Origin of the sequence: Microbacterium sp. SMR1 (genome assembly GCF_003289625.1) — a bacterium.
In the GTDB taxonomy this organism is placed as follows: domain Bacteria; phylum Actinomycetota; class Actinomycetes; order Actinomycetales; family Microbacteriaceae; genus Microbacterium; species Microbacterium plantarum.
This window is the reverse complement of the sequence record NZ_QMBN01000001.1, coordinates 729271-754649: the sequence shown is the minus strand read 5'-3', so window position 1 is coordinate 754649 and position 25379 is coordinate 729271. Positions and strand designations below refer to the sequence as shown.

The 25379-nt window shown below is 68.9% G+C and carries 24 protein-coding genes and 1 tRNA gene; 6 read left to right on the top strand and 19 right to left on the bottom strand.

Features of this window, described 5'->3' with window-relative positions:
* Positions 1-82: 82 nt before the first annotated feature.
* Positions 83-682 (top strand): TetR/AcrR family transcriptional regulator, encoded by a 600-nt coding sequence (locus tag DO944_RS03745; protein WP_112614738.1) that lies wholly within the window; start codon positions 83-85, stop codon positions 680-682.
* Positions 683-691: 9 nt separating this feature from the next.
* Here the strand turns inward: DO944_RS03745 and DO944_RS03740 are convergent, their stop codons facing one another.
* The 8 genes from DO944_RS03740 to DO944_RS03705 form a co-directional block, all read right to left on the bottom strand.
* On the bottom strand, positions 692-3022 hold the full coding sequence (locus tag DO944_RS03740) for a ComEC/Rec2 family competence protein (RefSeq protein ID WP_258524551.1): 2331 nt from the start codon (positions 3020-3022) through the stop codon (positions 692-694).
* Positions 3019-3633 (bottom strand): ComEA family DNA-binding protein, encoded by a 615-nt coding sequence (locus tag DO944_RS03735; RefSeq protein ID WP_240309850.1) that lies wholly within the window; start codon positions 3631-3633, stop codon positions 3019-3021. The genes DO944_RS03740 and DO944_RS03735 overlap by 4 nt, the downstream gene beginning before the upstream one ends.
* A gap of 68 nt (positions 3634-3701) precedes the next feature.
* Positions 3702-5261, bottom strand: coding sequence for an amino acid permease (locus DO944_RS03730; RefSeq protein ID WP_112614736.1), 1560 nt, complete (start codon positions 5259-5261; stop codon positions 3702-3704).
* Positions 5262-5272: 11 nt separating this feature from the next.
* Positions 5273-6646: a glutamate decarboxylase gene (locus DO944_RS03725; protein ID WP_112614734.1), complete on the bottom strand. Its 1374-nt coding sequence runs from the start codon at positions 6644-6646 to the stop codon at positions 5273-5275.
* 187 nt (positions 6647-6833) lie between these two features.
* Positions 6834-7349: a DUF4395 domain-containing protein gene (locus DO944_RS03720; RefSeq protein ID WP_112614732.1), complete on the bottom strand. Its 516-nt coding sequence runs from the start codon at positions 7347-7349 to the stop codon at positions 6834-6836.
* A gap of 1 nt (position 7350) precedes the next feature.
* Complete coding sequence (locus tag DO944_RS03715) at positions 7351-7779, bottom strand: thioredoxin family protein (RefSeq protein WP_240309849.1); 429 nt, start codon at positions 7777-7779, stop codon at positions 7351-7353.
* Positions 7780-7850: 71 nt separating this feature from the next.
* A complete protein-coding gene (gene leuS / locus DO944_RS03710) occupies positions 7851-10433 on the bottom strand; it encodes a leucine--tRNA ligase (RefSeq protein ID WP_112614730.1) in 2583 nt (860 codons plus the stop codon).
* A 51-nt stretch (positions 10434-10484) separates the two neighbouring features.
* The gene (locus DO944_RS03705) at positions 10485-11813 is read right to left on the bottom strand and encodes an anthranilate synthase component I family protein (RefSeq protein ID WP_112615143.1); all 1329 of its coding nucleotides are present in this window, start codon (positions 11811-11813) and stop codon (positions 10485-10487) included.
* 42 nt (positions 11814-11855) lie between these two features.
* On the opposite strand from DO944_RS03705, the gene DO944_RS03700 reads away from it, so the two are divergent.
* Genes DO944_RS03700 through DO944_RS03685 form a run of 4 tightly spaced genes read left to right on the top strand, consistent with a single transcriptional unit; the run spans position 11856 to position 15244 of the window.
* On the top strand, positions 11856-12536 hold the full coding sequence (locus DO944_RS03700) for a DedA family protein (protein WP_112614728.1): 681 nt from the start codon (positions 11856-11858) through the stop codon (positions 12534-12536).
* Between the two features lie 4 nt (positions 12537-12540).
* On the top strand, positions 12541-13575 hold the full coding sequence (locus DO944_RS03695; RefSeq protein ID WP_112614726.1) for an App1 family protein: 1035 nt from the start codon (positions 12541-12543) through the stop codon (positions 13573-13575).
* A gap of 45 nt (positions 13576-13620) precedes the next feature.
* Positions 13621-14328, top strand: coding sequence for an SOS response-associated peptidase (locus DO944_RS03690; protein WP_112614724.1), 708 nt, complete (start codon positions 13621-13623; stop codon positions 14326-14328).
* Positions 14329-14365: 37 nt separating this feature from the next.
* A complete protein-coding gene (locus DO944_RS03685; RefSeq protein WP_396652010.1) occupies positions 14366-15244 on the top strand; it encodes a 3-methyladenine DNA glycosylase in 879 nt (292 codons plus the stop codon).
* Between the two features lie 101 nt (positions 15245-15345).
* Here DO944_RS03685 and DO944_RS03680 read toward each other — a convergent pair.
* From DO944_RS03680 to rplU, 10 genes are all read right to left on the bottom strand, one after another.
* Positions 15346-15421 (bottom strand) — tRNA-Ala (locus DO944_RS03680).
* A 27-nt stretch (positions 15422-15448) separates the two neighbouring features.
* Positions 15449-15838: a ribosome silencing factor gene (gene rsfS, locus DO944_RS03675; protein ID WP_112614722.1), complete on the bottom strand. Its 390-nt coding sequence runs from the start codon at positions 15836-15838 to the stop codon at positions 15449-15451.
* Positions 15835-17040, bottom strand: a complete 1206-nt coding sequence (locus DO944_RS03670; RefSeq protein ID WP_112614720.1) for a hypothetical protein — start codon at positions 17038-17040, stop codon at positions 15835-15837. Before DO944_RS03670 ends, rsfS begins: the two co-directional genes overlap by 4 nt.
* Positions 17037-17633, bottom strand: a complete 597-nt coding sequence (nadD, locus tag DO944_RS03665; protein WP_094261568.1) for a nicotinate-nucleotide adenylyltransferase — start codon at positions 17631-17633, stop codon at positions 17037-17039. The genes DO944_RS03670 and nadD overlap by 4 nt, the downstream gene beginning before the upstream one ends.
* A gap of 10 nt (positions 17634-17643) precedes the next feature.
* On the bottom strand, positions 17644-17871 hold the full coding sequence (locus tag DO944_RS03660) for a hypothetical protein (protein WP_112614718.1): 228 nt from the start codon (positions 17869-17871) through the stop codon (positions 17644-17646).
* 47 nt (positions 17872-17918) lie between these two features.
* On the bottom strand, positions 17919-19181 hold the full coding sequence (locus tag DO944_RS03655; protein WP_112614716.1) for a glutamate-5-semialdehyde dehydrogenase: 1263 nt from the start codon (positions 19179-19181) through the stop codon (positions 17919-17921).
* Positions 19182-19205: 24 nt separating this feature from the next.
* A complete protein-coding gene (proB, locus tag DO944_RS03650; protein WP_112614714.1) occupies positions 19206-20036 on the bottom strand; it encodes a glutamate 5-kinase in 831 nt (276 codons plus the stop codon).
* Positions 20033-21544 (bottom strand): GTPase ObgE, encoded by a 1512-nt coding sequence (gene obgE / locus DO944_RS03645; RefSeq protein ID WP_112614712.1) that lies wholly within the window; start codon positions 21542-21544, stop codon positions 20033-20035. The genes proB and obgE overlap by 4 nt, the downstream gene beginning before the upstream one ends.
* A gap of 73 nt (positions 21545-21617) precedes the next feature.
* A complete protein-coding gene (gene rpmA, locus DO944_RS03640) occupies positions 21618-21875 on the bottom strand; it encodes a 50S ribosomal protein L27 (RefSeq protein ID WP_023950785.1) in 258 nt (85 codons plus the stop codon).
* Between the two features lie 17 nt (positions 21876-21892).
* Complete coding sequence (gene rplU, locus DO944_RS03635) at positions 21893-22201, bottom strand: 50S ribosomal protein L21 (protein WP_023950787.1); 309 nt, start codon at positions 22199-22201, stop codon at positions 21893-21895.
* Positions 22202-22432: 231 nt separating this feature from the next.
* Here rplU and DO944_RS03630 point away from each other — a divergent pair, with 231 nt between their 5' ends.
* Positions 22433-22705, top strand: a complete 273-nt coding sequence (locus DO944_RS03630) for a DUF4031 domain-containing protein (RefSeq protein WP_112614710.1) — start codon at positions 22433-22435, stop codon at positions 22703-22705.
* A 34-nt stretch (positions 22706-22739) separates the two neighbouring features.
* Here the strand turns inward: DO944_RS03630 and DO944_RS03625 are convergent, their stop codons facing one another.
* The gene (locus tag DO944_RS03625; protein ID WP_181574145.1) at positions 22740-25142 is read right to left on the bottom strand and encodes an Rne/Rng family ribonuclease; all 2403 of its coding nucleotides are present in this window, start codon (positions 25140-25142) and stop codon (positions 22740-22742) included.
* Positions 25143-25379 lie beyond the last annotated feature (237 nt).

Sequence of the window (25379 nt, the reverse complement as noted above, 5' to 3'; positions counted from 1 at the left end):
CGTTTCGAAGGGCGATGACACGATCTGTCATCACTGCGTCGTATCCATGATGGCACATGATGTCATCAGGTAGGCTCGCCCCATGCCACGTTGGGCTCCCGATGCCGCACTGCGCCTGGAACAAGCAGCCGTCGAGCTGTTCCGGTCGCAGGGGTATGCGGCCACCACGGTGCCGCAGATTGCCGAGCGGGCGGGTCTGACGACGCGGACGTTCTTCCGTCACTTCCCCGACAAGCGCGACGTGCTCTTCCTGCGAGAGCGCGAGTTTCCGGATGTCGTCGCCGACCTGCTCGCCGCCGCGCCCGACGGGCTCGACCCGATGGCACTGGCCATGCATGGATTGCTCGCCGTCACGCCCGAGCTGGAGGCCTGGCGCGACGGGATCCGCGAGCGCCGATCGATCATCTCGACCGATGCGCATCTCATCGAGCGCGAGCGGTCGAAGTCAGCGGTGCTGGCGCAAGCGATCCGCGACGGGCTCCGGCGACGCGGCGCCGATCACATCGACGCTCTGCTCGTATCCCAGACGGTCGTGGGGCTCTTCGACACCGCGCTCGAGCTGTGGACCGCTGAGGACTCCGACGCGACACTGGCCTCGATCATCACCGACTCCTATGCACGGCTGGCCGAACATGTCTCCCACCCGGAGCAACCGGCTCACGGCCCGGAGAACGCGGACTGAACCTCGGGTTCATCCCGACGCCGTGAGGCGCTCGCGCCACACCCGGATGCCGTCATCCGTCATGGTGAGCGCTGCCGCCCCGGTCTCGTCGGTGCGGACGATCTCGTGCCCGAGCGAGCGCAGGAGGGCGAGGGTTTCTTCGCGGGGATGGCCGTAGGAGTTGTCCCCCACCCCGATCAGCGCAACGCGCGCGCCGAGTCGGCGGTACAGCGACGCGGCTTGGTCGGCGCTGCCGTGGTGCGACACCTTCACGACGTCGTATGTCGACCGCAGCGCGGCCCCGAGGGCCAGCTGGGGCGTCTCCGAGAGATCGCCGAGGAGCAGCACGGCGGGAACCCCGCCTCCGCGGACATCGATCACCACGCTCGAATCGTTGCCGGGCGCGAACCCGCTCTCGCGACTGCGCGGCCACAGGACCTCCCACTCGGCGGCGCCCAGCACCCCCGCCAGCCCGGCGGAAGCCGTGCGAACCTCTGCCCCGGCTGCGGCGAGCCGCGCGAGCAGCTGCTCCTCCTGCGGCTCCGCGACCGGACCGTGAAGAACCGCACCGACGCGCCCCATGACCGCATCGCTGCCGCCGACATGGTCGAGGTCGAAGTGGGTGAGAACGAGGAGATCGATACGACGGACCCCGAAGCGGTCCAGGCACGCGCGGAGGGCTTCGGGATCGGGACCGGTGTCGACGAGCGCGACGGCGTCATTCGAGCGCACGAGGACCGCGTCGCCCTGGCCCACGTCACACAGCGCGATCGCCCAGTCCTCGGGTGTTCGCGCCCGGTCGAGCGGCCCCGTTACGAGGCCCGCGCCGACCGCCCCGCCCACTGCGAGGGCGACGAGCCCCGTCGAAATGCGACGAATCCGGCGAGGGGTGCCGGGCAGCATAGCCAGCAGCAGCGCGGTGCAGAGGACCGTCGCCAGCATGACGCCCGGCGCACCCGGGATCCATGCGATCGAGTTACCCGGGACGGCGTCGACCGCTTCCGCGGTGGCGGCGATCCAGGCACAGGGCACCCAGGCGATCGCGGCGAGACCGCTCGCCAACAGCGGCACCCCGGCGCTCAGGCATGCCGCGAGGCCGGCGATGGTCGCCAGCGGCGCCGCGGGCGCGGTCAGCGCGTTGGCGAGCACGGCGTACACGGGCAGTCGCGGATCGATCATCACCAGGATCGGGGTGCACGCGAGCTGGGCAGCGGCCGGTACTGCGATAGCGAGCGCGAGCGGGCGCGGCATGAAGCGCCGAAGCGAGTCGCTCACAGGTCCGGCGAACAGGATCAGGGCTCCGGTCGCCGCCGACGACAGAGCGAACCCGATGCTGCCGGCGAGCCAGGGGTCGGCGATCAGACACGCGACGATCGCCAGGCACAGAACGGATGTTCCCGCACCCGCGCGCCCGAGCAGTGCTGCGAGCATCGCGATCCCGGCCATGGCAGCCGCGCGCACGACGCTCGGCTCGGGTGAGACGAGGATCACGAAGCCCGAGAGCGCCGCAAGCCCGATCGTGACGCGCCACGGGCGGCGCAGCCCCAGCGTCCCGGCGCCGACGAACGCGATGCCGACGACGAGCGCGCAGTTCGCCCCGGAGACCGCGGTCAGATGCGAGAGCGAAGCGGTCTTCATCTGCGCATCGAGCTCGACAGTGACCGCGGATGTGTCGCCGACTGCGAGCCCTGCGACCAGGCCTGCGCCCGGCTGCGGCAGCGAAGCGGCCTGCGCGAGCAGCGCTGTGCGGAGGCGTGAAGCCAGGGCGAGGGGACCCCGCGGCCGGGACACCACCTCCGGCGGGCCGGCCGCCGTGATGACGAGGACCGGCCGCTCCCCCGGCCGGGCGGGCGCGGCGGAGCCGGTGAGCGAGACGGTGGCACCGAGGTCGAGCCCGACGGGGCGCTCGGCCGTACGGACGACGACAGGCACCCGGGTCGCGGTGACGTCGCCGCCGACCCGCACACGGGTGGCGACAGCGTCGAAACGCCAGCCGGTCGCAGAGCTCAGGATCTTTCCCGTGACATCGGCCTCGATCGTCACCAACCGCCCGCCGGAGAGGGGCAATGCGAGGACCCGATCGCGGTCCGGCGCGCTCATCGCGATGTGTGAGACGGCCGCGGCGGCGAAAGCGAGAGCGACGGCGAAGATCGTGATCGGCGTACGTCGCGGGCGTGCGCCGTCGCGGGATCTGCGAAGGGAGATCGCCACGGCCACCAGCAATGCCGTCGCGACCGTCCAGAGGACCGCCGCCACGATGACCGCGACCTCGGGATGGTGCGTCACCACGAGTGCGACGACCCAGACACCGATCGCGACGGGGAGCAATCGGAGGTCGCGACGGCGGATGCGGGCGCTCACACGCGAACCCGATCCCGCAGTGCCTCCAGCATCTTCTCGCCGATCCCGGACACCGCCAGCAGGTCTTCGACGCTCGTGAAGCGTCCGTTCTCCTCGCGCCAGGCGATGATCCGCTCGGCCAGCGCAGGACCGACGCGCGGGAGGGTGTCGAGCGCAGCGGCATCCGCGGTGTTCAGATCGACGAGGCCGTCCGCACCGGCCCCGCCGGGCGCTCCACCGCCTGCCGATTCAGGCGGCGCTTGACCGGGCTCGGGGACGAAGAGCTGCTCGCCGTCGGTGACGGTGCGCGCGAGGTTCACTCCCGCCGGATCGGCCGTGTCGCTGAACCCGCCGGCCGCGGCCACCGCGTCGACCACGCGCGCGTCGGCGTCGAGGCGATACAGGCCGGGACTCACGACGGCGCCATGGACGTGGACGTACACAGCGGCGGCGCCGGTGTCGCTGTCGGGCCCCGCCGTCGGCGTCACGACGGGGGTCACCACCGCCACCGGCGCCGCGAGCGATCGGATCATGCCGATCGCGACAGTCACCGCCGCTGCGGCGAGAACGAGGACGACCAGTGCCCCGACACCCAGGCGGCGCCGGGCCGGAGCGGGGTCGGGAGCAGTCACCCCGTCAGGCTAGGCGGGACGCTCCCGACCGCTCGGCCGCGGGTCGTCGCTTCGGGAGATCGTGGGCATCACCCTGTCTGGGGAGGGCCCGACGCGGCATCCGGCCGTCGTCGAGTAGCCGGCGCTGATCCCGGATCCGCACCTGCGGGTGGATCCGCCTCATGGGTGACCGGGACGCTCTTGTCCTCCGCGGTGCGCATGTCCCACGACGGCTTGCGCACGGCGTAGAAGATCAGCGGCGGTGCACCGAGGACGATGATCACCAGCCCGACGATCCAGGGATACAAGGCGGGTGAGAACGCGGTGAAGCCCGACGGCGGGATGAACGAGAACACGAACGCGGCAAGGCTCGCGAGCAACCCGACACCCGCGACCAGCCCCATGGCCGGGACGCGGTAGGTCCGCTTGACGCCGGGCTGAGTGCGCCGGAGCACGAGCGCAGCCGCGAACATCATCATGTACATGATGAGGTAGAGCGCCGCGGCCATGTCGATCAGTGCCACGAAAGCGGCACTCACATTGGGAACGACGATGAAGATCGCCGCCAGGATCGTGACGATCGTGCCCTGCAGCATGAGGATGCCCGACTGCACGCCGGCCTTGTTCTTCTTCTGCAGCAGAGGCGGGAGGAGCCCGGTCTCCGCTGCCGCGAGCACGCCCTTGGACGGACCGGCGATCCAGGTGATCACCGAGGCGAGCGCGCCCGCGGCGATGAGCGCCGACATCGTGGCCGTCGCCCACTCACCCACGCCCCAGTGCTGGAAGTACTCCTGGAACGCGAGCATGATCCCGTTCGTCAGTCCGAGCTTCTCCTGCGGGACCGCGACCGAGATGGCGATGGTCGGCAGGATGAAAACGAGCAGGATCAGGATCGAGGAGATCAGGATGGAGCGCGGGAATCCGCGGCCGGGGTCCTTCATCTGATTCACGTGCACTGCATTGACCTCCATGCCCGCATAGGCGAGGAAGTTCGACACGATCAGCACGATCGATGCGATGCCGGTGAACGGCGGGATGACCGCATCCGGGGTGAGCGGCACCTGGCTCTGCTCGCCGCCGAACACCCAGATCGCCCCGAAGACGATCAGGAAGGCCGCCGGGAGCAGCGTTCCGAGGATGCCGCCCCAGGAGCCCAGTTTTGCGAAGAGGTTCCCGCCGCGGAGCGTCACGAGCGTCGAGCCCCAGTACAGCACGAGGATCACCACAGCCGTGAAGAAGCCCGAGCTCGACAGCGACGGATCGAGGAAGACGAACGCGAGCGCTGCGGCGATGAACGCGAGCTGCGTGGGGTACCAGACGACGTTCTGGATCCATTGGAGCCAGACGGCGGTGAAGCCCCAGCGGTTGCCCATGGCTTCGCGGATCCAGACGTAGATGCCGCCTTTCCAGCCCGTCGCGAGCTCTGCCGCCACCAGCGCCGTCGGGATCAGGAAGAAGATCGCCGGGAGGATGTACAGGGTTACGCTGCCGAGACCGAAAACAGCCATCGCCGGGAGCGAGCGCAGGCTCGCGACGACGACGAGCGTCAGGAGCGCGAGTTGGCCGACGCCCAGGTACGCCGTGACGCTCGACCGCGGCGCGAGGGGATGGTTCGGCGTCGTGCGGGGGGATGGTTGACGCGTGGACATGGCGACGCGCCTCAGTGGTGGAACGCCGAAGTCGCGGCGGCCGTGGGCATGGGCGACTGCAGGCCGTCGAGGTACGCCACCTCGCGCTGGATGTCGGCGAGCAATGACTGGGCGAGATCCATGCTCAGCCCATTGCGCACGACGATGCGCTGGACCGTGATGTCGGTGAGATCGTCCGGCATCGGATAGGCCGGTACCAGCCAGCCGCGCATCCGCAGACGATCCTGCAGGTCGTAGAGCGTCCAGTTGTCGGTGTGCCCCTTCTTCAGACGCCACGCGAACACCGGGATGTCGCTGCCGTCGTTCCAGAGGTCGAACGCGTCGAGAGCGCCGATCCCGGCCGCGAGATACTTCGCGACGTCCTGCGACTCCTGCTGCACGGCACGATAACCCTCGAAGCCGAGCCGGAGGAAGAGGTAGTACTGCAGCAGCACCTGAGCGCCCGGCCGCGAGAAGTTCAGGGCGAAGGTGGGCATCTCGCCGCCGAGATAGCTCACCTTGAAGATCAGGTCCTCGGGCAGCCACCGTGCTTCGCGCCATACGACCCAGCCGAGGCCCGGATAGACGAGGCCGTACTTGTGGCCGGAGGTGCTGATCGAATGGACCCGCTCGAGACGGAAGTCCCAGACGAGGTCGGGCTGCAGGAAGGGTGCGATCATTCCACCCGATGCCCCGTCGACGTGAATGGGGATGTCGAGCCCGGTGCGCTCCTGGATCGCGTCGAGTGCCGCAGCGATCTGCGCGACGGGCTCGTACATCCCGGTATACGTCACGCCCATGATGGCGACGACACCGATCGTGTTCTCGTCGACGTATTTCTCCAGGTCGTGTCCGTCGAGCGTCTTGTGTTCCTCGGTGATCGGAACGAATCTGGCCTCGACGTCGAAGTAGTTGCAGAACTTCTCCCAGCACACCTGCACGGCGCTCGACATGACGAGGTTCGGAGCGGACGCGTCCTTGCCCTGGGCCCCGCGAAGCTGCTGCCAACGCCGCTTGAACGCGAGCCCGCCGAGCATGCACGCCTCCGAAGAACCGATCGTCGAGGTGCCGATGCTGTGCCCGGCATCCGGTGAGTTCCACAGATTGGCGAGCATTCGCCAGCAATTGTCCTCGATAGCCGCGGTCTGCGGGTACTCGTCCTTATCGATCATGTTCTTGTCGAAGGACGAGGTGTAGACGTCCTTCGCCTCGTCGTCCATCCACGTGCTCACAAACGTGGCCAGGTTCAAACGCGCATTTCCGTCGAGGATCGTCTCGTCCTCGACGATTTGCTTCGCGGTCGCGGGAAGGGATTCGCGCTGGGGAATCACGTGCCGTGGCGCGCCCTTCGCCTCCGTCGGCCGGGTGAACAGAGGGGCTGCCGGGCTGATCGTCTCGTCGTTCATTTCGTCTCCTCATTGCACGCCGAATAAAGGCGACAAGGGGTCGACCGTGTCCCCGCGGTCGACGCCGCCCCCGTGAATGCCCCTCAAGATAGGCGGCCTTCCGAATGGGTTCAAGGGGGGTCGACGACAGCGCGAATCGGCCCCGAGACTGAGCTCAGGAATCGGAGGATGCACCGTCAGGTGCGAGCTATGTCCGGGCGCGCCCGACGATGCCCGTGCGCTGCAGGAGCAGGTACATCTCGCAGCCCAGACAGAATCCGAACGCGGCATTCAGGAAGGCTGCCGCGAATGCGAGAGCGGTAGCGCTCGGAAGGGCCCACGGCACTCCCGCGAGATGCAGAATCAGCCCGATCGCGGTTACGGCGAGGCCGACTCCTTGCGCGAAACGCGGTGGACGAGCGTCCTCGAATTCCCGCGGGGGCGACAGGCGCGGCCGCACGACGCGGCGGAAGAGCACACCCCAGGGCGCGCTCCGCGGTGACGAGACACCCCAGAGGAACAGCAGCGCGGCGATCAGTACGAGCACGAAGCCCGCGTCGACGACTCGATCGGCAAGTGGCGCTGCAGGCAGGCGCCATTCGGCTCCCACCGACGCCGTTGCGATTCCGAGCAGCGATGCGAGGAAGGCCACGAGCAGCAGTCCCGCGGTGATGGACGCGGCGAACCGCGGTGCTCGGACATCGATGCGCTCGATCGCGGTCACCTCAGACCTCCCGCAGCAGACGGCTGATCTCGGTCGCGAGCGCGGACCGATCCGGAAGACCACCGGTGCGCTGACGAACCCTCCCGGTACCGTCGAGCACGAGAACCGTGGGTGTCTGCATCACTTCGAACCGACGAGTCAGGTCCGGGCGATGCGTGAGGTCCACCTCGACGTGGCGGACGCCGTCATGCTCCGCGGCGAGCGACGAGAGAACGCGTCGCGCCGCGGGGCACCGAGAGCACAGCTCGGTGCTGAACTGCAGCAGCGTGGCGGAGCCACCGAAGGCGCTCACGCCGACCATCGCGGGCGTCACGAGCTCGCCGTCTGCGACATCGCGGGAGCGACCCCGCGAACGCCGCGAGACCAGACCGACCGCCGCGACGAATGCGACGAGCACGACGGTGAGGATGACGGCGGGAAGCGGCTGCACGATCGCCACCGTAGACCGCCGGCGACAGCGGCGGGGAAGTGTGTCATCGCGTGACGACTCCCCCGCCCTCGTCAGCGAGCGGTGGTGAAGCTGACCACCTTAGGCGCTCGCACCACGGCGCGGGCGATCTCACGACCGTTGAGCGCGCGGACGATCTTGTCGTCGCTGCGGGCGAGCGATTCGAGCTCGTCGGAGGAGATCTTCGCCGACACGCTGAGCGTGCCGCGGACCTTTCCGTCGATCTGGACGACCGCGGTGACGGACTCCTCGACGAGGAGGGTCGGGTCGGGCTGACGCCAGACGGCGAGGCCCACGAACGGCCGGTGGCCCAGCGTCTCCCACATCTCCTCGGCGGTGTGCGGGGCGAACAGGTCGAGGATGACGGTGATCGCTTCCGCTGCCTCGCGAACCGCCGGGTCGCCGGCGCCGGCGCCGCTGTCGATGACCTTGCGGGTGGCGTTCACGAGCTCCATGAGTCGAGCGACGACGACGTTGAACTTCGTCTGCTCGACGAGCCCCGGAGCGTCGGCCCAGAGGCGGTGGGTGACGCGACGGAGCGCGGCATCCCCCTCGGCCCAGACGACGTCGATCTCGCTGTCGACGTCCGCGGCCACGCGCAGCGCACGGGCGAGGAACTTCGCCGCTCCCGTCGTCGAGACGTCTGCCCAGTCCTTATCGTCCTCGACGGGTCCGGCGAAGGCCAGTGCCACACGCAGGACGTCGGCGCCGTGCTGCTCGAGCTCCTCCTGGAAGAGCACGAGGTTGCCCTTGCTCTTTGACATCTTCGCGCCGTCGAGGATAACCATGCCCTGGTTGATGAGGCTCGAGAACGGCTCGGTGAACTCCACCTGCCCCATGTCGAAGAGAGCCTTGGTGATGAACCGTGCGTACAGCAGGTGCAGGATCGCGTGCTCGACCCCGCCGATGTAGAAGTCGACCGGGCCCCACTTGTCGGCCTCGCGAGGCGCGAAGGGCTGGCCTGCGTCGTTCGGCGACAGGAAGCGCAGGAAGTACCACGAGCTGTCGACGAAGGTGTCCATCGTGTCGGGGTCGCGAAGGGCCGGCTCCCCCGTCTCGGGATCGGTCGTGGTGACCCAATCGGTCGCCGCCCCGAGCGGCGAGGAGCCCTTCGGCGTGAGGTCGAGCCCCTCGACGGACGGGAGGCGGACCGGCAGCTCCTCGGAGGGCACCGGGACGATACGGCCGTCGTCGGTGTGGATCATCGGGATCGGCGTTCCCCAGAAACGCTGACGCGAGATCAGCCAGTCCCGCAAGCGGTAGGTCTTGGCTGCGCGCCCGTTTCCGCTCGCGGTCAGCTGCTCGATGGCACGGGCGATGGCGTTGCGCTTGCTGAGCCCGTCCAACGCACCCGAGTTGATCATCCGGCCGTCGCCCGTCAGTGCAACACCCGTGCGGGCGGGGTCGATGTCGTCGATCGCGGTCGTCGGGTCGATCGGCACGCCCTCATCGTCGAGCTCGATGACCGGCATCGCGCCGGTCACCGGCGCGGTGGTGTCGACGACGACGCGCACCGGCAGGTCGAATGCGCGTGCGAAGTCGAGGTCACGCTGGTCATGCGCCGGAACAGCCATCACCGCGCCGTGGCCGTAGTCGGCCAGGACGTAGTCCGCCGCCCAGATCGGCAGTCGCTCGCCATTGATGGGGTTGATCGCGAAACGGTCGAGGAAGACGCCGGTCTTCGGTCGATCGGCGGTCTGACGGTCGATCTCGCTCGTCTTCTGGACCGTCTGCAGGTACTCACGGAAACGCTGCTGCACCTCCTCGGACGAACCCGCTGCCAGCTCGGCGGCAAGGTCGGAGTCGGGCGCGACGACCATGAAAGTCGCACCGTGCAGCGTGTCCGGTCGGGTCGAGAAGACCGTGATCTTCTCGTCACGGCCCTCGATCTCGAAGTCGATGTCGGCGCCGACCGACCGCCCGATCCAGTTGCGCTGCATCTGGATGACCTTCTGCGGCCAGAAGCCCTCGAGCTGATTCAGATCGTCGAGCAGGCGGTCGGCGTACTCGGTGATCTTGAAGTACCACTGCGTCAGCTTCTTCTTGACCACCTCGGCGCCGCAGCGCTCGCAATGCCCGTCGACGACCTGCTCGTTGGCGAGCACCGTCTGGTCGTTCGGGCACCAGTTGACCGGACTCTCCTTGCGGTAAGCCAGCCCCTTCTCGTACAGCTTCTGGAACAGCCACTGGTTCCAGGTGTAGTACTCGGGGTCGCTCGTATGGAGCACGCGGCTCCAGTCGAACGAGACGCCGTACTCGTGCAGGCTCTGCTTCTGCTGGGCGATGTTGTCGTACGTCCATGCGCGGGGGTCGGCACCGCGCTTGATGGCGGCGTTCTCAGCGGGCAGGCCGAAGCTGTCCCAGCCGATCGGGTGCAGCACGTTGTAACCGCGGTGCCGCCAGAAGCGGGCCACGATGTCGGAGTAGAGGTAGTTCTCGGCGTGCCCCATGTGAAGGTCGCCCGAGGGGTACGGGAACATCGCGAGGACGTACTTGCGGGGACGCTTGTCGTCATCGCCGCCGGCCCGGAAGGGATCGGCGTCTGCCCAGGCGCGCTGCCACTTCGCCTGCACGGCGTGGGCGTCGTAAGCGGCGGAATCGGGCGTGTTGGCGCGATCAGTGGAGCTGTCGGTCACGGGTGAACCAATCTGGGAATGCGAAAAGGGCGCGAGAGCACCGCTCCCAGGCTACCGGACCCGTTCCCGCCAACGGGGCGGCAGGTCCGCTCCGAGCGCGGCCAGCGGCGCCCGCGCCTTCAACGCGACCTCGTCGACCTCGGCTTCCGGCTCGGATCCCCACGTGATGCCCCCGCCCGCGCCGACGTAGGCCTGCTCGCCATTCACGACGATCGATCGGATAATCATCGCGAGATCGGCGTCGCCGTCGCGGCCGACCCAGCCGAAACAGCCCGCGTACGTCCCCCGCGGAGCGCCCTCGAGGTCGTGCAGGATCGTCATCGCCGAGAGCTTCGGTGCACCCGTCATGCTGCCGGCCGGAAACGCGGTGGCGAGCACTTCCGACAGCCGCGTACCCGGCCGGATCGATCCCGACACGCTGCTGACGAGCTGGTGCACGGTCGGATAGGTCTCGACCTCGAGCAGCCGCTCGACCACGACGGAGCCGGGCTCGCTCACGCGCTGGAGGTCGTTGCGCATGAGGTCGACGATCATGACGTTCTCCGCGCGCTCTTTCGGGCTCGTCACGAGGTCCCGCACCAGCTGATCATCGGATGCCGCGTCATCGCCGCGCCGCCGCGTGCCCTTGATCGGACTGGTCAGCACGGTTCCGCCGGTGAGCCCGAGGAAGCGCTCGGGGCTCGCGCTGATCAGCGCGCGCTCCCCCGATCGGATCAGCCCGCCGTGATGCGACGACGACGCGGCACGAAGCCTCCGGAACACCGCGAGCGCGTCGAACGGGTGATCATCGCGAACGGTGAAACGCGTCGTGAGGCAGAGCTGGTACGCGTCACCCCGGCGGATCGCGTTCCGGCAGTCCCCGACGAGCGCGGCGTACTGGTCAGGGTCGACGCGGGCCTGAGCGAAGAGATCACCGGTCGCCGCGTCCGCGCGTGCGCGGGCGAAAGCCCCTGTGCGCCAGGTGTCGACCTGCGCCGCGAAGTCGTCGACGGCGTCGGCCGGCGCCGCCGCCCAAACGCGCCGCGCGGCGTGGTCGAACGCGACGAACCTCTCCACTCGAAGCCAAAGAGCCTCCGGTTCCGCGGCATCCCGCTTCGCCGGCGCGCCTGCTCGGGATGCCGCCGCGTCGTACCCCGCCCAGCCGACCCAGCCGCCGACGAAGGGGCCCGTGCGTGCCTCGCGGCCGATCCTCTGCCGGGAGGATCCGTCGACGACCGGGTCCGGCGGATCGGCGGGCTCGCCCGAGCCGATCCAGCTCCAGCCCGAGGCGGCGTCGACGCCGGCGTCGAGCCAGAAGACATGCTCGCCGGGCACCTCGCCGATGAGGTTCGCGGGATCGGTCCAGCCGTCGAGGCAGCGGAAGCTCGTCGTCTCGGGCACGATCACAGGTTATGTCTTAGGTCACGCCCCTAGGCTCGGAGCGTGAACGAGATCCTCGACTGGATTCTGAACACCGTGCAGAGTATCGACCCGGTGTTGCGCACGGTCGTGGCGGGTATCGCGATCATGCTCGAGACCAGTGTGCTCATCGGGCTCGTGGTGCCGGGTGACACCGTGGTGATCGTGGCCGCGACCGCGGTCGGGAGCGTCGGCGAAGGCTTCATCCTGGGTGCTGCGGTCGTCGCCGGCTCGCTCGCGGGAGAGTCGATCGGGTTCGCGCTCGGGCGCTGGCTCGGCCCTCGCATCCGCTTCTCTCGCCTCGGGCGCCGCATCGGCGAGGACAACTGGGCGCGTTCGGAGCTCTATCTGAGACGCCGCGGCGGTCCCGCGATCTTCCTCTCGCGATTCCTGCCCGTCCTGCATTCGCTCGTGCCTTTGACGGTCGGCATGAGCGGCTTCTCGTATCGGCGCTTCATCGCGTGGACGGCGCCGGCCTGCGTGATCTGGACCTCTCTCTACGTCGGAGTGGTCGCGGCCGCGGCGAAGACCTATCGCGAGGTCTCCGACAACATCCAGTACGCGGGATATCTCTTCGTCGGCGTCATCGTGGCCTTCCTGCTCCTCGCCTACCTCGTGAAGCGACTGATCAGCCGCCGCGAGGCACGTCATCTGCGGCTCGAAGAGGAGAAGATCCGACGCGCGGACGGGGACGTGAAAGACTGAGGCGATGGCTTCCTCACCCGCACCACGGAAGAAGATCCTGTGGTTGGCGCGCCTCGAGCGCCGCTTCCACTCGTGGCGCGAACGACGCGCCCGCGCGCGCGGTCAACGACCGACCGTCGCCGCGTACCCCGGCTATGGCGGCGACGGCTGGGTCCGTGTCCTCGGACGCGTGCTGATCGCACCGAAGAAGCGCCCCGCGAAGGGTGGCGAGTACGCCTCGGTCCGTGGGTGGCGCAGCTTCGCGTCGGTCCCGGTGGCGTTCGCGCAGGTGAGGGTCACCGTCGCGGGCACGACGCATGAGATTGTGGCCGATCGCGGCGGCGTCATCGACGTCGAGCTGCCCGGAGCCCTCGAGCCGGGCTGGCAGACGATTTCGATGACCGTCGAAGGCAGCGAGGTCATCGAGACCCGCGTCTTCGTGATCTCCGGCGACACCGATTTCGGCATCATCTCCGACATCGACGACACGGTCATGGTGACCGCCCTACCGCGTCCCTTCGTGGCGGCATGGAACTCGTTCGTCCTCGACGAGCACGCGCGCCAACCGGTGCCCGGGATGGCCGTCATGCTCGAGCGGCTGACGCGCGACCGTCCGGGCAGCCCGGTCATCTATCTGTCCACCGGCGCGTGGAACGTCGCGCCGACCCTCATCCGATTCCTGCGACGCCACGTCTTCCCCTCGGGACCGATGCTTCTCACCGACTGGGGGCCGACCCACGACCGCTGGTTCCGCAGCGGACGTGACCACAAGGCCGAGAACCTGCGCCGCCTCGCGAAGGAGTTCCCGCATGTCCGTTGGCTCCTGGTCGGCGACGACGGCCAGCACGACGACGCCCTCTACACGGCGTTCGCCAGTGAGTACCCCGATCGGGTGCGTGCTGTTGCGATCCGTCGACTGTCACCGGCGGAGGCGGTTCTCGCCGGTGGCCGCACCGCGGTGAACGATCACTCCGCGGCGCAGGTGCCGTGGGTCTCCGGCTCGGACGGAGCGGCGCTGCTCGACCGGCTCGCCGATGTCGGCGTGATCGCGCGCGACTGAGGCCGGCACCGCCCGGATGTCGCACGTGCGCCCTACGCTGAAGACATGTGCGGTCGTTTCGTCGTAGCCCGCGTCGGTTCCGAGCTCGCGAGCGTTCTGCACGCCGAGATCGTTCCCGACGATCTGCCCTCTCCGTCGTTCAACATCGCGCCCACAGCACAGGCGACGATCGTGCTCGACTCGGTCAAGACCGAGCCTCCGACGCGTCGCCTCGCCTCCGCCCGCTGGGGCCTCGTGCCGGGCTGGGCCAAAGATCCGTCGGTCGGATCGCGGGCGTTCAACGCCCGGTCCGAAGAAGCGGCGGAGAAGCCGACGTTCCGCGATGCGCTGGTCTCGCGCCGGGCCGTCATCCCGGCATCGGGCTACTACGAGTGGCAACAGCAGGCCGGTGCGAAAACGCCTCACTTCATCCGGCCTGAGAACGGTGAGCCGCTCTTCTTCGCCGGGCTCTACGAATGGTGGAAAGACCCATCGCGCCCCGTCGACGACCCGGGCCGGTGGCTGCTGAGCTTCACCATCCTGACACGCTCAGCGGTCGGCGGTCTGGCGGAGATCCACGACCGCATGCCGCTGATGATCGACGCCGAGTATGCCGATGTCTGGCTCGATCCCACCACCGAGTACCCGGCCGACCTGCTCGACGCGGTGTCCGAGGCGGCTCCGGCCGTCGTCGACACGCTCACCTGGTTCGCCGTCGGCGCCACTGTGGGAAACGTGCGCAACGACGATCCGTCGCTCATCGAGCCGGCGTGACGCGGTCTCCCAGCGCAGGGGTGTCTATCCTCGAGAGGTGACGCTCCGCCTCTCCGCCCCCGTGCAGTTGGCGCCTGAGACATGGCGTCAGCTCGCCGACGCGCACGCGGAGCGCGCTGACGCGCTCACCGAGGCGCACCGGCGGCGCGCTTCGCGCGCTGAGAAGCACCCGGTCGAGGACTTCCTGTTCACGTATTACTCCTACAAGCCGGCCATTCTCCGGCGCTGGCATCCAGGCCCCGGTGTCGTCCTGAACGGCGGCGCGGACCAGCGCGGCGACTGGCGCTGGTATGAGATCGTCGGCGGTCGCAACGTGCGTGTCGCAGACGAGAAGTTCCGCGAGGAGCGCGCGTCCCTGTACCGCGGAGTGACGGGACTCCTCCGCGCCACTCGCGACCGCGCGGGGGTCTTCGGCTGCTTCGGCCTTCACGAGTGGGCGATGGTCTACCGGACCGATGCCACGCGCCACGAGATCCCGCTCCGGCTGAGCGCGGCGGGAACGGATGCCGTCGTCGAGGCCCACGACCTGCGCTGCACGCACTTCGACGCGTTCCGCTTCTTCACGCCCGAGGCCGTGCCGCTCAATCGCGAACCGCTCGACCGAGAAGGGGCCATCGCACGCGAGCAGCCGGGTTGCCTGCACGCCGGCATGGACGTCTACAAATGGATGCTGAAGCTCGGGCCCCTCGTTCCCGGGCATCTGCTCCTGGACGCCTTCGTTCTCGCTCGCGACATCCGCGAACTCGATATGCGCGCCTCGCCCTACGATCTGCGTGACTGGGGCTACTCCCCCGTTGCGATCGAGACCGCCGAGGGCAAGGCGGAGTACGTGCGCCAGCAGCGGCTGCTGAGCGCCCGCGGTCAAGCGTTGCGCGCCGCGGTGCTCGACGTGGTCGACGCCGCAGCGGCCGTCTGAGCATTCGAGTCACGCCGGGCGTGTCACCCGAGCCGCGGCACTCCGCGACTCGGGCGACACCACCGCCGTAAAAACACGAAATCCCCGCCGAAGCGGGGACTTGGTGGACCTGAGGGGACTCGAACCCCTGACCCCCTGCATGCCATGCAGGTGCGCTACCAGCTGCGCCACAGGCCCGTGGTTTCCGCTCTCGCGGCAACTCATTTAGCTTACAACATCTCCAGGGGTGCTCGTGACCACGGCGGCCTCGATCGGGATGACCGGGCAGTCCTTCCACAGGCGCTCGAGCCCGTAGTAGACGCGCTCCTGCTCGTGGAACACGTGAACGACGAGGTCGCCGAAATCGAGCAGCACCCAGCGCGACTCGGTGCGGCCCTCCCGGCGCAGTCGCTTGTGGCCGGCCTCGAGCATGCTCTCCTCGACCGCATCGGCGATCGCGGCGACATTGCGCTCACTGTTCCCACTGACGAGCAGGAACGCATCGACGAGCGGGAGGGGCTGCGACACGTCGAGGGCGACGAGGTCTTCGCCGCCCTTCGACTCTGCGGCCGTCGCGGCGACGGCGACCATGTCGATGACTGCTTGTGAACTCATCCGAAGACTCCTGTGAAAAGCGAGACGAGCAGAACGCCCGCCAGGGCGAGGGCGAGGGCCCCCGCGGTGATGGCGAGGGCGACCGTCCAGCGGCTGCCCTTCTCCGGCGCCGGCGGACGAATGACGTCCTCGGCGCTCTTGATGGTCGAGATGGCCGCGCTCGCGGCGATGGGTGTCGGCGAGGACGACGCCGGCAGCTCGCCGTCCACGAGAACCGCATCGACCTCCTTGCCGTCCGCAACGCCCGGGACGACACCGGTCGAACCGAAGTTCTCGGGCAGAGTGAACGTCCCGGTGATCAGAACCTCGCCGGTCGCGGTCACGGGTGCGACCAGCGGGCCGCCGTCGGGGTTCTCGGCGAGAATCAATGCGTTCGGCGTCGTGAACGCGCCCGTCGCCGCGGCACTGCGCGACAGCAGCTGATCGAACGATGCGGGCACGTCGCTGGCGGCGGACTCCCCCGCGAGCAGATCGGCGCCGAGGTCGTTCGAGACGACGTGGCGCTCGGGCTCCGCTTCGTCCGCGGTCTCGTCGATCGCGCGCTCGTCGTCAGCGACAACGTCCTCCGTGGCGACGTCGTCTTGGGCGATGTCGTCCTCGGCGCCGGTCTCTTCGGGGACGGCCTTCTCCGCCTCGACAGCCTCGGAACCCGCTGCCTCGGACTCAGACTCGGTCTCGACCACAGCGTCAGTGACGTCCGGGGAGGCGGCTTCCGTTTCGGCATCCGCACCATCGGCCGCCTCGGCCTCACCGTCAGCCCGGGGGGCGTCGAGCTCGGCGCCGTCCTGGGCATCCTCGTCGGCGGCATCCGATTCGACTGTCCGAGCCGCGTCATCGGCGTCGCGTGGACCAGACGCGTCGGAGTCGTCGGATTCGGCCGCCACGGTCGGGTGCTCGCCGGTCGCTGTCACGACAGGGATGGATGCCGTGCGGATCTTCTCCTGCAGGCGAGCCTGGCGGCGGGTCAGCGCGGGCGAGCCGAGATCGACAGACGTCTGCGGGACGGGCGCCGGGGGAACCTCCACCGGCTCCGCAGCACGCGGAAGCGGCGCTGGGGCGGGCTTCGGCTCCGCTCCGGTCGCCGACGCGTCGTCGGTGGCGTCAGGGTCGACGATGATCGGATTGGAAGCCGTGTTGCGCAGCTCACGCAGTTGTCGGCGCGTCAGCTGCGGAGTCGGTGGCTGTTGCTCGTTGTCGCTCATGCCTTGCTCCGATAGAGATGATGCTTCGCAATGTATTGGACGACCCCGTCTGGAACGAGGTACCACACCGGATGTCCGCGTCCGACTCGTGCCCGGCAGTCGGTCGACGAGATGGCCAGCGCGGGGATCTCGAGCAGGCTCACGTCATCGCTGGGCAGTCCGGCACTCGAAAGCGTGTGGCCGGGACGCGAGACGGCGACGAAATGCGCGAGCTCCCACAGTTCATCATGGTTCCTCCAGCTGAGAATCTGCGCGATGGCGTCAGCTCCCGTGATGAAGAAGAAGTCGGCGTCGGGACGTTGTGCCTTCAGATCGCGCAGTGTGTCGATCGTGTACGTCGGACCGTCGCGGTCGATGTCGACGCGACTCACCGTGAACATCGGGTTCGAAGCCGTCGCGATGACCGTCATGAGGTACCGATGCTCCCCCGGCGACACGAACGACTTCTGCCACGGCGTTCCCGTCGGCACGAAGATGACTTCGTCCAGATCGAACGACTGCGCGACCTCGCTCGCGGCCACCAGGTGCCCATGATGAATCGGGTCGAACGTGCCGCCCATCACGCCGATACGCGGCGCACGCGTTCCCGTCATCGGTGCGGCCTCAGTGGTGGCCGTTCTCCGACTGCGTCAGTTGCTTGCCGTGAGCGGCGGCGTAGGCCTCGGCCTTGCCGTCGTGGCGGTTGGCGACGTTGCGGTACGACAGCGTCACGAGCCCGAGAGCGAGGAAGATGACCAGGGCGATGACGCCGAAGATCATCGTCTCCGCCTGCACATTGCCGTGGTGCTCGGTCTGCTCGGCGGCGAATGCGGTGATCGTGGCGAGGGTCATCGTGGCTCCGTTCGTTTCGCGCGGCGGCGCGTATCAAGTTTAGGTGGTCAGGCGCGCGTCTGCCCGGCGCCGCGCGCGAGCCACTTCGTGCTGGTCAGCTCGGGAAGTCCCATCGGGCCGCGGGCATGCAGCTTCTGAGTCGAGATGCCGACCTCGGCACCGAAGCCGAACTCGCCCCCGTCGGTGAACCGCGTCGACGCGTTCGCCATGACGACAGCGGCGTCCACTTCAGCGAGGAAGCGCTCGGCATTCGCATCGTCGGCGGTCACGATGGCCTCGGTGTGCATCGTCGAGTAGCGACGGATATGTTCGAGAGCCTCGTCGAGATCGTCGACCACGCGCATGGCGAGGTCGAGGCTCATGTGCTCGGTCGCCCAGTCGTCGTCCGTTGCGGGAACGGCGGCGGGCACGAGGCGGCGCACGTCATCGTCGCCGTGGATCGTGACTCCTGCGCCGATGAGCGCCGCGGACACGGGCGGGACCAGGCGGTCGGCCGCCGACCGCACGACGAGCACGGTCTCGACCGCATTGCAGACGCTCGGCCGCTGCGCTTTCGCGTTCACGACGATCTCGCGCGCCCACTCGAGCGGAGCGGACTCGTCGAGGACGATGTGGACGACCCCGGCTCCGGTCTCGATGACCGGCACCGTCGACTCGGTCACGACGGTCTCGATGAGCTGGGCACTGCCGCGAGGAACCAGGACGTCGACGAGGCCCCGGGCCCGCATGAGCGCCCGCGCGCCGTCGCGGCCGAAGTCATCGACGGTCTGGATGCCGTCGGGGTCGACCCCGGCTCGCTGCAGCGCACCCCGCATCGCCTCGATCAGCGCGGCGTTGGTCGACTGCGCTGCGGAGCCGCCGCGCAGGACGACGGCGTTTCCTGAGCGGAGCGCGAGCGCCGTGATGTCCACCGTGACGTTCGGCCGGGCTTCGTAGATGGAGGCGACGACGCCGAACGGCACGGACACCTTCTGGAGTCGCACGCCGCCCGGCAGCTCGCGCTCATCGAGCACACGCCCGACAGGATCCGGGAGGCGTGCCACATCGCGCACAGCACGCGCGAGGGACGCGACGCGTGCCTCGTCGAGCATGAGGCGGTCGCGCAGACCGGCAGAGATCCCGTCCGCCTCGCCGCGCTCCAGGTCATCGCGGTTCGCCGTGACGATGCGGGCGGTGTCGGCGCTCAACGCGTCGGCGATACCGTCGAGGAGCAGGGTCTTGGCGGCATCGTCCAGAAGGCCGATCGAGCGGCTCGCCCGTTTCGCGGCGCCCAGGCGCTCGGCGACGTCGGATGCGACGGCTGTGGTCATCACGCCAGTCTAGCGACGGCGGCCTCAGCCCTGACCGACGCCGATCGCCCCGGTACCGGTGATCAGCGCGGGCGCGGGATTCGCCTCGAACCACGTGCCGACATCCGCGCCCGCGAGGGCTTCGCTGGCGAGGTCGATGCTCGTCACGAGCGCCGCGACCCCGCCCTCGGCGGCCAGCCGCGCGGCCGAAGCCTTCGTTGCGGCACCGCCGGTGCCGACGCTGTTGACGACCGTCGCGCCGAATTCGTACCCGCTGAGGTCGTCATCGAAGGAGACGGTCTCGATGGGGCGCGCGCCCGGCTCGCTCGGCGGCCGGGTGTAGAGGCAGGCGATATCGCTGAGCAGCACGAGGGCGTCCGCCCCGACGAGGCGCGAGACGAGAGCCGCGAGCCGGTCGTTGTCACCGAAACGGATCTCGTGTGTCGCGACGGTGTCATTCTCGTTGACGATGGGAAGGATGCGGAGCCCCAGCAACCGCTCCATCGCGCGGCGTGCGTTCGATCGGTGCGTCGGGTCGTCGAAGTCCCCCGCGGTCAACAGCACCTGGCCCGCGACGATGCCGTACTGTCGCAGGGCGTCCAGGTAGCGATAGACCAGGACGTTCTGCCCGACGGCCGCTGCTGCCTGCTGGGTGGCGAGGTCGGTCGGGCGCTCGTCGAGACGAAGGTACGGCATGCCGGTCGCGATCGCGCCCGACGAGACGAGCACGACCTCGGTGCCGCGGGCGTGCGCCTCTGCCAGCGCGTCGACAAGGGAGTCGATCTTGCCCGCGTTGTCCCCGCTGATCGAGGAGGAGCCGACCTTCACGACCACGCGTCGGGCGCCGTTGAGCTCCCGGCGCGCGAGCAGGCTCACGCGTCGTCCTCTGCGACACCTCGCGACTTCTCAGCGCGGCGCTCTGCCTCGAGTTCCGCCCGAGCCTCAGCCTTGGCATCCATCCGCTCGCGGTACCGCTCGCGACGCTCATTCGACGTCCGGCGCGGATTGAGGTCGAGACGCGGATCGGTGCCGCGCGGAGCGGTCATGAGCTCAGCGGCCGACGACAGCGACGGATGCCAGTCGAAGACGATGCCGTCGCCCTCGCCGATCACGACCGTCGAGCCCGGGGTCGCACCGAGCCGGAACAGCTCGTCCTCGATGCCGAGCTTGTCGAGACGATCGGCGAGGAAGCCCACCGCTTCCTCGTTCTGGAAGTCGGTCTGCTGCACCCAGCGCACCGGCTTGGCGCCGAGGATGCGGTAGACGTTGCCGTAGGTGCCGCCTTCGACGCGGATCGTGAAGTCGCGTTCGGCGCCCTTGGGGCGGATGACGATCCGCTCTGCGGGAACCTCGGCAGCGGCGGCGACACGGTGTTCGGCGACGAGCTCGGCCATGGCGAACGAGAGCTCGCGCAGACCCTGACGGCTCACGGTCGAGATCTCGAACACGCGGTAGCCGCGGGCTTCGAGGTCGGGACGCACGAGGTCAGCGAGATCGCGAGCCTCGGGGACGTCGGTCTTGTTGAGAGCGATGAGCTGCGGGCGCTCCAGCAGCGGCACCTGGCCCTCGGGAACCGGGTAAGCGCCGAGCTCGGCGAGGATGACCTCGAGGTCGGTGAGGGGATCGCGTCCCGGCTCCAGCGTCGCGCAATCGAGCACGTGCACCAGGGCCGAGCAGCGCTCCACATGGCGCAGGAACTCGAGACCGAGTCCGCGTCCCTCGCTCGCGCCCTCGATGAGGCCCGGCACGTCTGCGATCGTGTAGCGGATGTCGCCGGCCTGGACGACGCCGAGGTTGGGATGCAGCGTCGTGAACGGGTAGTCGGCGATTTTCGGGCGGGCGGCGGACATCGCCGCAATGAGGCTCGACTTGCCTGCGGAGGGGAACCCGACCAGTGCGATGTCGGCGACCGTCTTCAGCTCGAGCTGGACATCGCCTTCCCAGCCCGGGGTTCCCAGCAGCGCGAAGCCGGGAGCCTTTCGCTTGGGAGACGCCAGTGCCGCGTTGCCGAGGCCGCCCTGTCCACCCGGAGCCACGACGAAACGCATGCCCGGGGTCACCATGTCGACGAGCGTCTCGCCCTCGGGAGACTTGACGACCGTGCCGACAGGGACGGGGAGCTCGAGGTGCTCCCCCGCCGCGCCCGAGCGGTTGTCGCCCATGCCGAAGCCGCCGTTGCCGCCCGACCGGTGGGGCGAGTGGTGATACGACAGAAGCGTCGTCACCTGGGGATCAGCGACGAGGACGACGTCGCCGCCGTCACCGCCGTTGCCTCCGTCGGGGCCGGCGAGCGGCTTGAACTTCTCGCGGCGCACCGACACGCAGCCGTTGCCGCCCTTGCCGGCACGCAGATGCAGCGTGACCCGGTCGACGAACGTCACCATGCGGTGCCTCCTGGAAAACAGGGCGAGGGGCGAGCCGAAGCCCGCCCCTCGCCGCGAAGTGGTCTGGTCCGAATTACTCGGCAGCCGCCACGATGTTGACGACCTTGCGGCCACCCTTCGTGCCGAACTCGACGGCACCGGCCGCGAGTGCGAACAGGGTGTCGTCGCCGCCACGGCCGACGTTGGCGCCGGGGTGGAAGTGCGTGCCGCGCTGGCGGACGAGGATCTCGCCGGCGTTGACGGCCTGGCCGCCGAAGCGCTTCACGCCGAGGCGCTGTGCGTTGGAGTCACGACCGTTACGGGTGGAGCTTGCGCCCTTTTTGTGTGCCATCTCTGCGTCTCCCTGGCTTACTTGATGCCGGTGATCTTGACGCGCGTGAGGTCCTGACGGTGGCCCTGGCGCTTCTTGTAGCCGGTCTTGTTCTTGAACTTCTGGATCACGATCTTCGGGCCGCGCTCCTCACCGAGAACCTCGGCGGTGACCGTGACCTTCGCGAGCTTGTCAGCGTCGGTGGTCACGGCGTCGCCGTCGACGAGGAGAACGGCGGGAAGCTCGAGCTTGTCACCGATCTGAGCCGCCTGACGATCGAGGACGACGATCGTGCCGACCTCGACCTTCTCCTGACGGCCGCCGGCGCGCACAACTGCGTAAACCACTTCACACCTGTTTCTTCTGTGGAGCGCACGGCTCCGATTGTCTTTGCGAGACTGGAAAGTCTTGGTGCGCGTGCCACAGAGGATCCTGTGGCTGAGCCGCAATCGTGACGGGACGTCGACGGACTCGCTGCACCAAGGGTCCACTTTACCGGATGCCGGGAGATCCGGCAAAAGGACGGCCGGGTGTGTCGCTTCGGAGCCGCCGAGCGAGGCGCTCCCTAGGATCGGAGGATGGCGATCCTCATCGACGATCCGCGCTGGCCGGCCCACGGCCGCCTGTGGTCGCACCTGGTCAGCGATACGGACCTCGATGAGCTCCATGCCTTCGCGCGACGCCATGATCTGCCCGCGCGGGCATTCGATCTCGACCACTACGACGTCCCCGATTCGGCATTCGAGCGCCTCATCGCCGGCGGCGCCCAGCACGTCTCGGGCCACGAGCTCGTACGCCGGCTCATCGCCTCCGGGCTGAGGGTCACAGCGCGCGAACGCCGCGGGATCTGAAGCGATCCCGCGGCGTTCGTCTCGACGATGGGCGTCAGTCGTCCGAAGCCGGCGCAGCCGACACCGGGGTGCCGCTGAGGGCGGCCGTGGTCACGCGACGACGTCCTCGTCCCTGACCGGGCGCCTTGGGCTCGGGAAGCGCGTTGAGGACCGAATCGAGGAGAAGATCCTTCTCGGTCCGCGGCGCCTTGGGCTCGGCCTTCTTGCGACGGGGCTTCTTCGGGCGCTCGACGGGCGCGGGCTCGGCCTCGACGGGAGCCGCGATGATCTCGGCATCCTCATCGGCCGCGGTCGCCTGGATCGTCGAGGCAGCGATCTGCGCCAGGGCCGACTTCGCGCCCTCGGTGATGACGTGGGTGCCACCGTTCGCGGGAGCCGGTGCCGCGTTGCCGCCGCCGCGACCGCGCCGCGCCGAGCCGTTGCCGTTGCCGCCCTGAACTCCGCCACCGCGGTGCTTGACGACCGGGTCGTGGTGAACGATGACCCCGCGGCCAGCACATACGTCGCACGCCTCGCTGAATGTCTCCAGCAACCCGAGGCCCAGCTTCTTGCGCGTCATCTGGACGAGACCGAGAGAGGTGACCTCCGCGACCTGATGCTTGGTGCGGTCGCGGCTCAGGCATTCGATGAGGCGCCGCAGCACGAGATCGCGGTTCGATTCGAGCACCATGTCGATGAAGTCGACGACGATGATGCCGCCGATGTCGCGTAGACGAAGCTGGCGGACGATCTCTTCCGCAGCCTCCAGGTTGTTCTTCGTGACGGTCTCTTCGAGGTTGCCCCCGGAACCGACGAACTTGCCGGTGTTGACATCGACCACGGTCATCGCTTCGGTGCGGTCGATCACGAGCGAACCTCCGGAAGGCAGCCACACCTTGCGGTCGAGGGCCTTCTCGATCTGTTCGGTCACGCGGAACGCGTCGAACGGGTCCTGTTCGTCCTCGTACTTCTCGACGCGCTCGAGGAGATCGGGAGCGACGCCGGTGAGGTAGGAGGTGATCGTCGAGTACGCCTCGTCACCCTGGATGAGCATTCGCGAGAAGTCCTCGTTGAAGACGTCGCGCACGATCTTTACCAGCAGATCGGGCTCGGAGTGCAGGAGGGCCGGCGCCTGGATCTTCTCGAGCTGCGAGCTGATGTGCTCCCACTGCGAGGTGAGGCGCTGAACGTCGCGCGTCAGCTGATCCTCGGTCGCGCCCTCGGCGGCGGTGCGCACGATCACACCCGAGGACTCCGGGAGCACCTCTTTGAGGATGCGCTTGAGACGCGCCCGCTCGGTGTCGGGCAGCTTGCGAGAGATGCCGTTCATCGCACCGCCGGGGACGTACACGAGGTAGCGGCCGGGCAACGAGATCTGGCTGGTGAGGCGCGCGCCCTTGTGGCCGACGGGGTCCTTCGTGACCTGCACGAGGACGCGGTCGCCCGACTTCAAGGCGAGCTCGATGCGACGGGGCTGGTTGCCCGTCTCGACGGCATCCCAGTCGACCTCGCCCGAGTACAGCACGGCGTTGCGGCCACGCCCGATGTCGACGAACGCGGCTTCCATGCTCGGCAGGACGTTCTGCACGCGGCCGAGGTAGACGTTGCCGATGAGGGAAGCGTCCTGGTTGCGCGCGACGTAGTGCTCGACGAGCACGTTGTCCTCGAGCACGGCGATCTGGATGCGGCCGCTCTTCGAGCGCACGACCATGACGCGGTCGACCGCTTCGCGCCGCGCGAGGAACTCCGCCTCGGTGACGACGGTGCGTCGACGACCGGCTTCCCGCCCGTCCCGGCGACGCTGCTTCTTCGCCTCCAGGCGAGTGGAGCCCTTGATGCGCTGGGGCTCGGTGATCAACTCGACGGCGCGCTGGCGCGGAGCGGGCTCATTGCCCTCGTCGCCGTTCGACCCGCCGCGGCGACGGCCACGGCGGCGCGAGCTGCTCGAGCTCGACGAGGATCCGTTGTCGTCGTCATCGGTGTCGTCCGGCAGCGCGGGAAGAGGCGCGATCTCGGGCGCGTAGAAGTGCAGCGCGGTGGACACCGCCGATACGAACTCCGCCGGCAACAGGCCGAGCGAGACCGCGGTGGGCGGGCCGGAAGCGGCCGGCTCGTCCGTGGGCGCCGGCTCGTCCGTCGGCGCCGGCTCCTCAGCGGGGGCCGGCTCCTCAGCTTCTTCGGCGGGCGCCGGCTGGCCAGCGGGGACGACGGGTTCCTCCGAGGGGGCGGCCTCCTCGACGGACGCGGACTCGGGCGCGGCAGGCGTCCCCTCGGTGCCGGTCTCCGCGGTCATTCCGGAACCGGGTTCCGGCGCGGCATCCTCTGCGGCACGCCCGCTGTCGATGTGCTCCTCGGTGGCGTCGATCGACGTCACCGCGTCAGCGAGCTCGGCTGCGGCGGGGTCTACCGCGTTCGCGGGCTCATCGGGGGTCGGGCTGTCGTTGCGATCATCGGCCATCACTGGCGTACTCCTCTTCGGGCGGCACCGCGCGCCACCCGGTACATCTCTGGCGGCGTCGCTCCCGGAAGGACGAGCCGCGAACTCACTCGGTGTGCAGCCGGCTCTCGGCGCGGCCTGCGTGGGCAGCCATTGCCCGAAGTCTCTCGTGATGTCCTGTCGCAGCGCGGCTGCAGACGAGCATCGGCATCCATTATCGCACTACGCGCGTCGCTTCGTGGGACACGGGGCCGATGC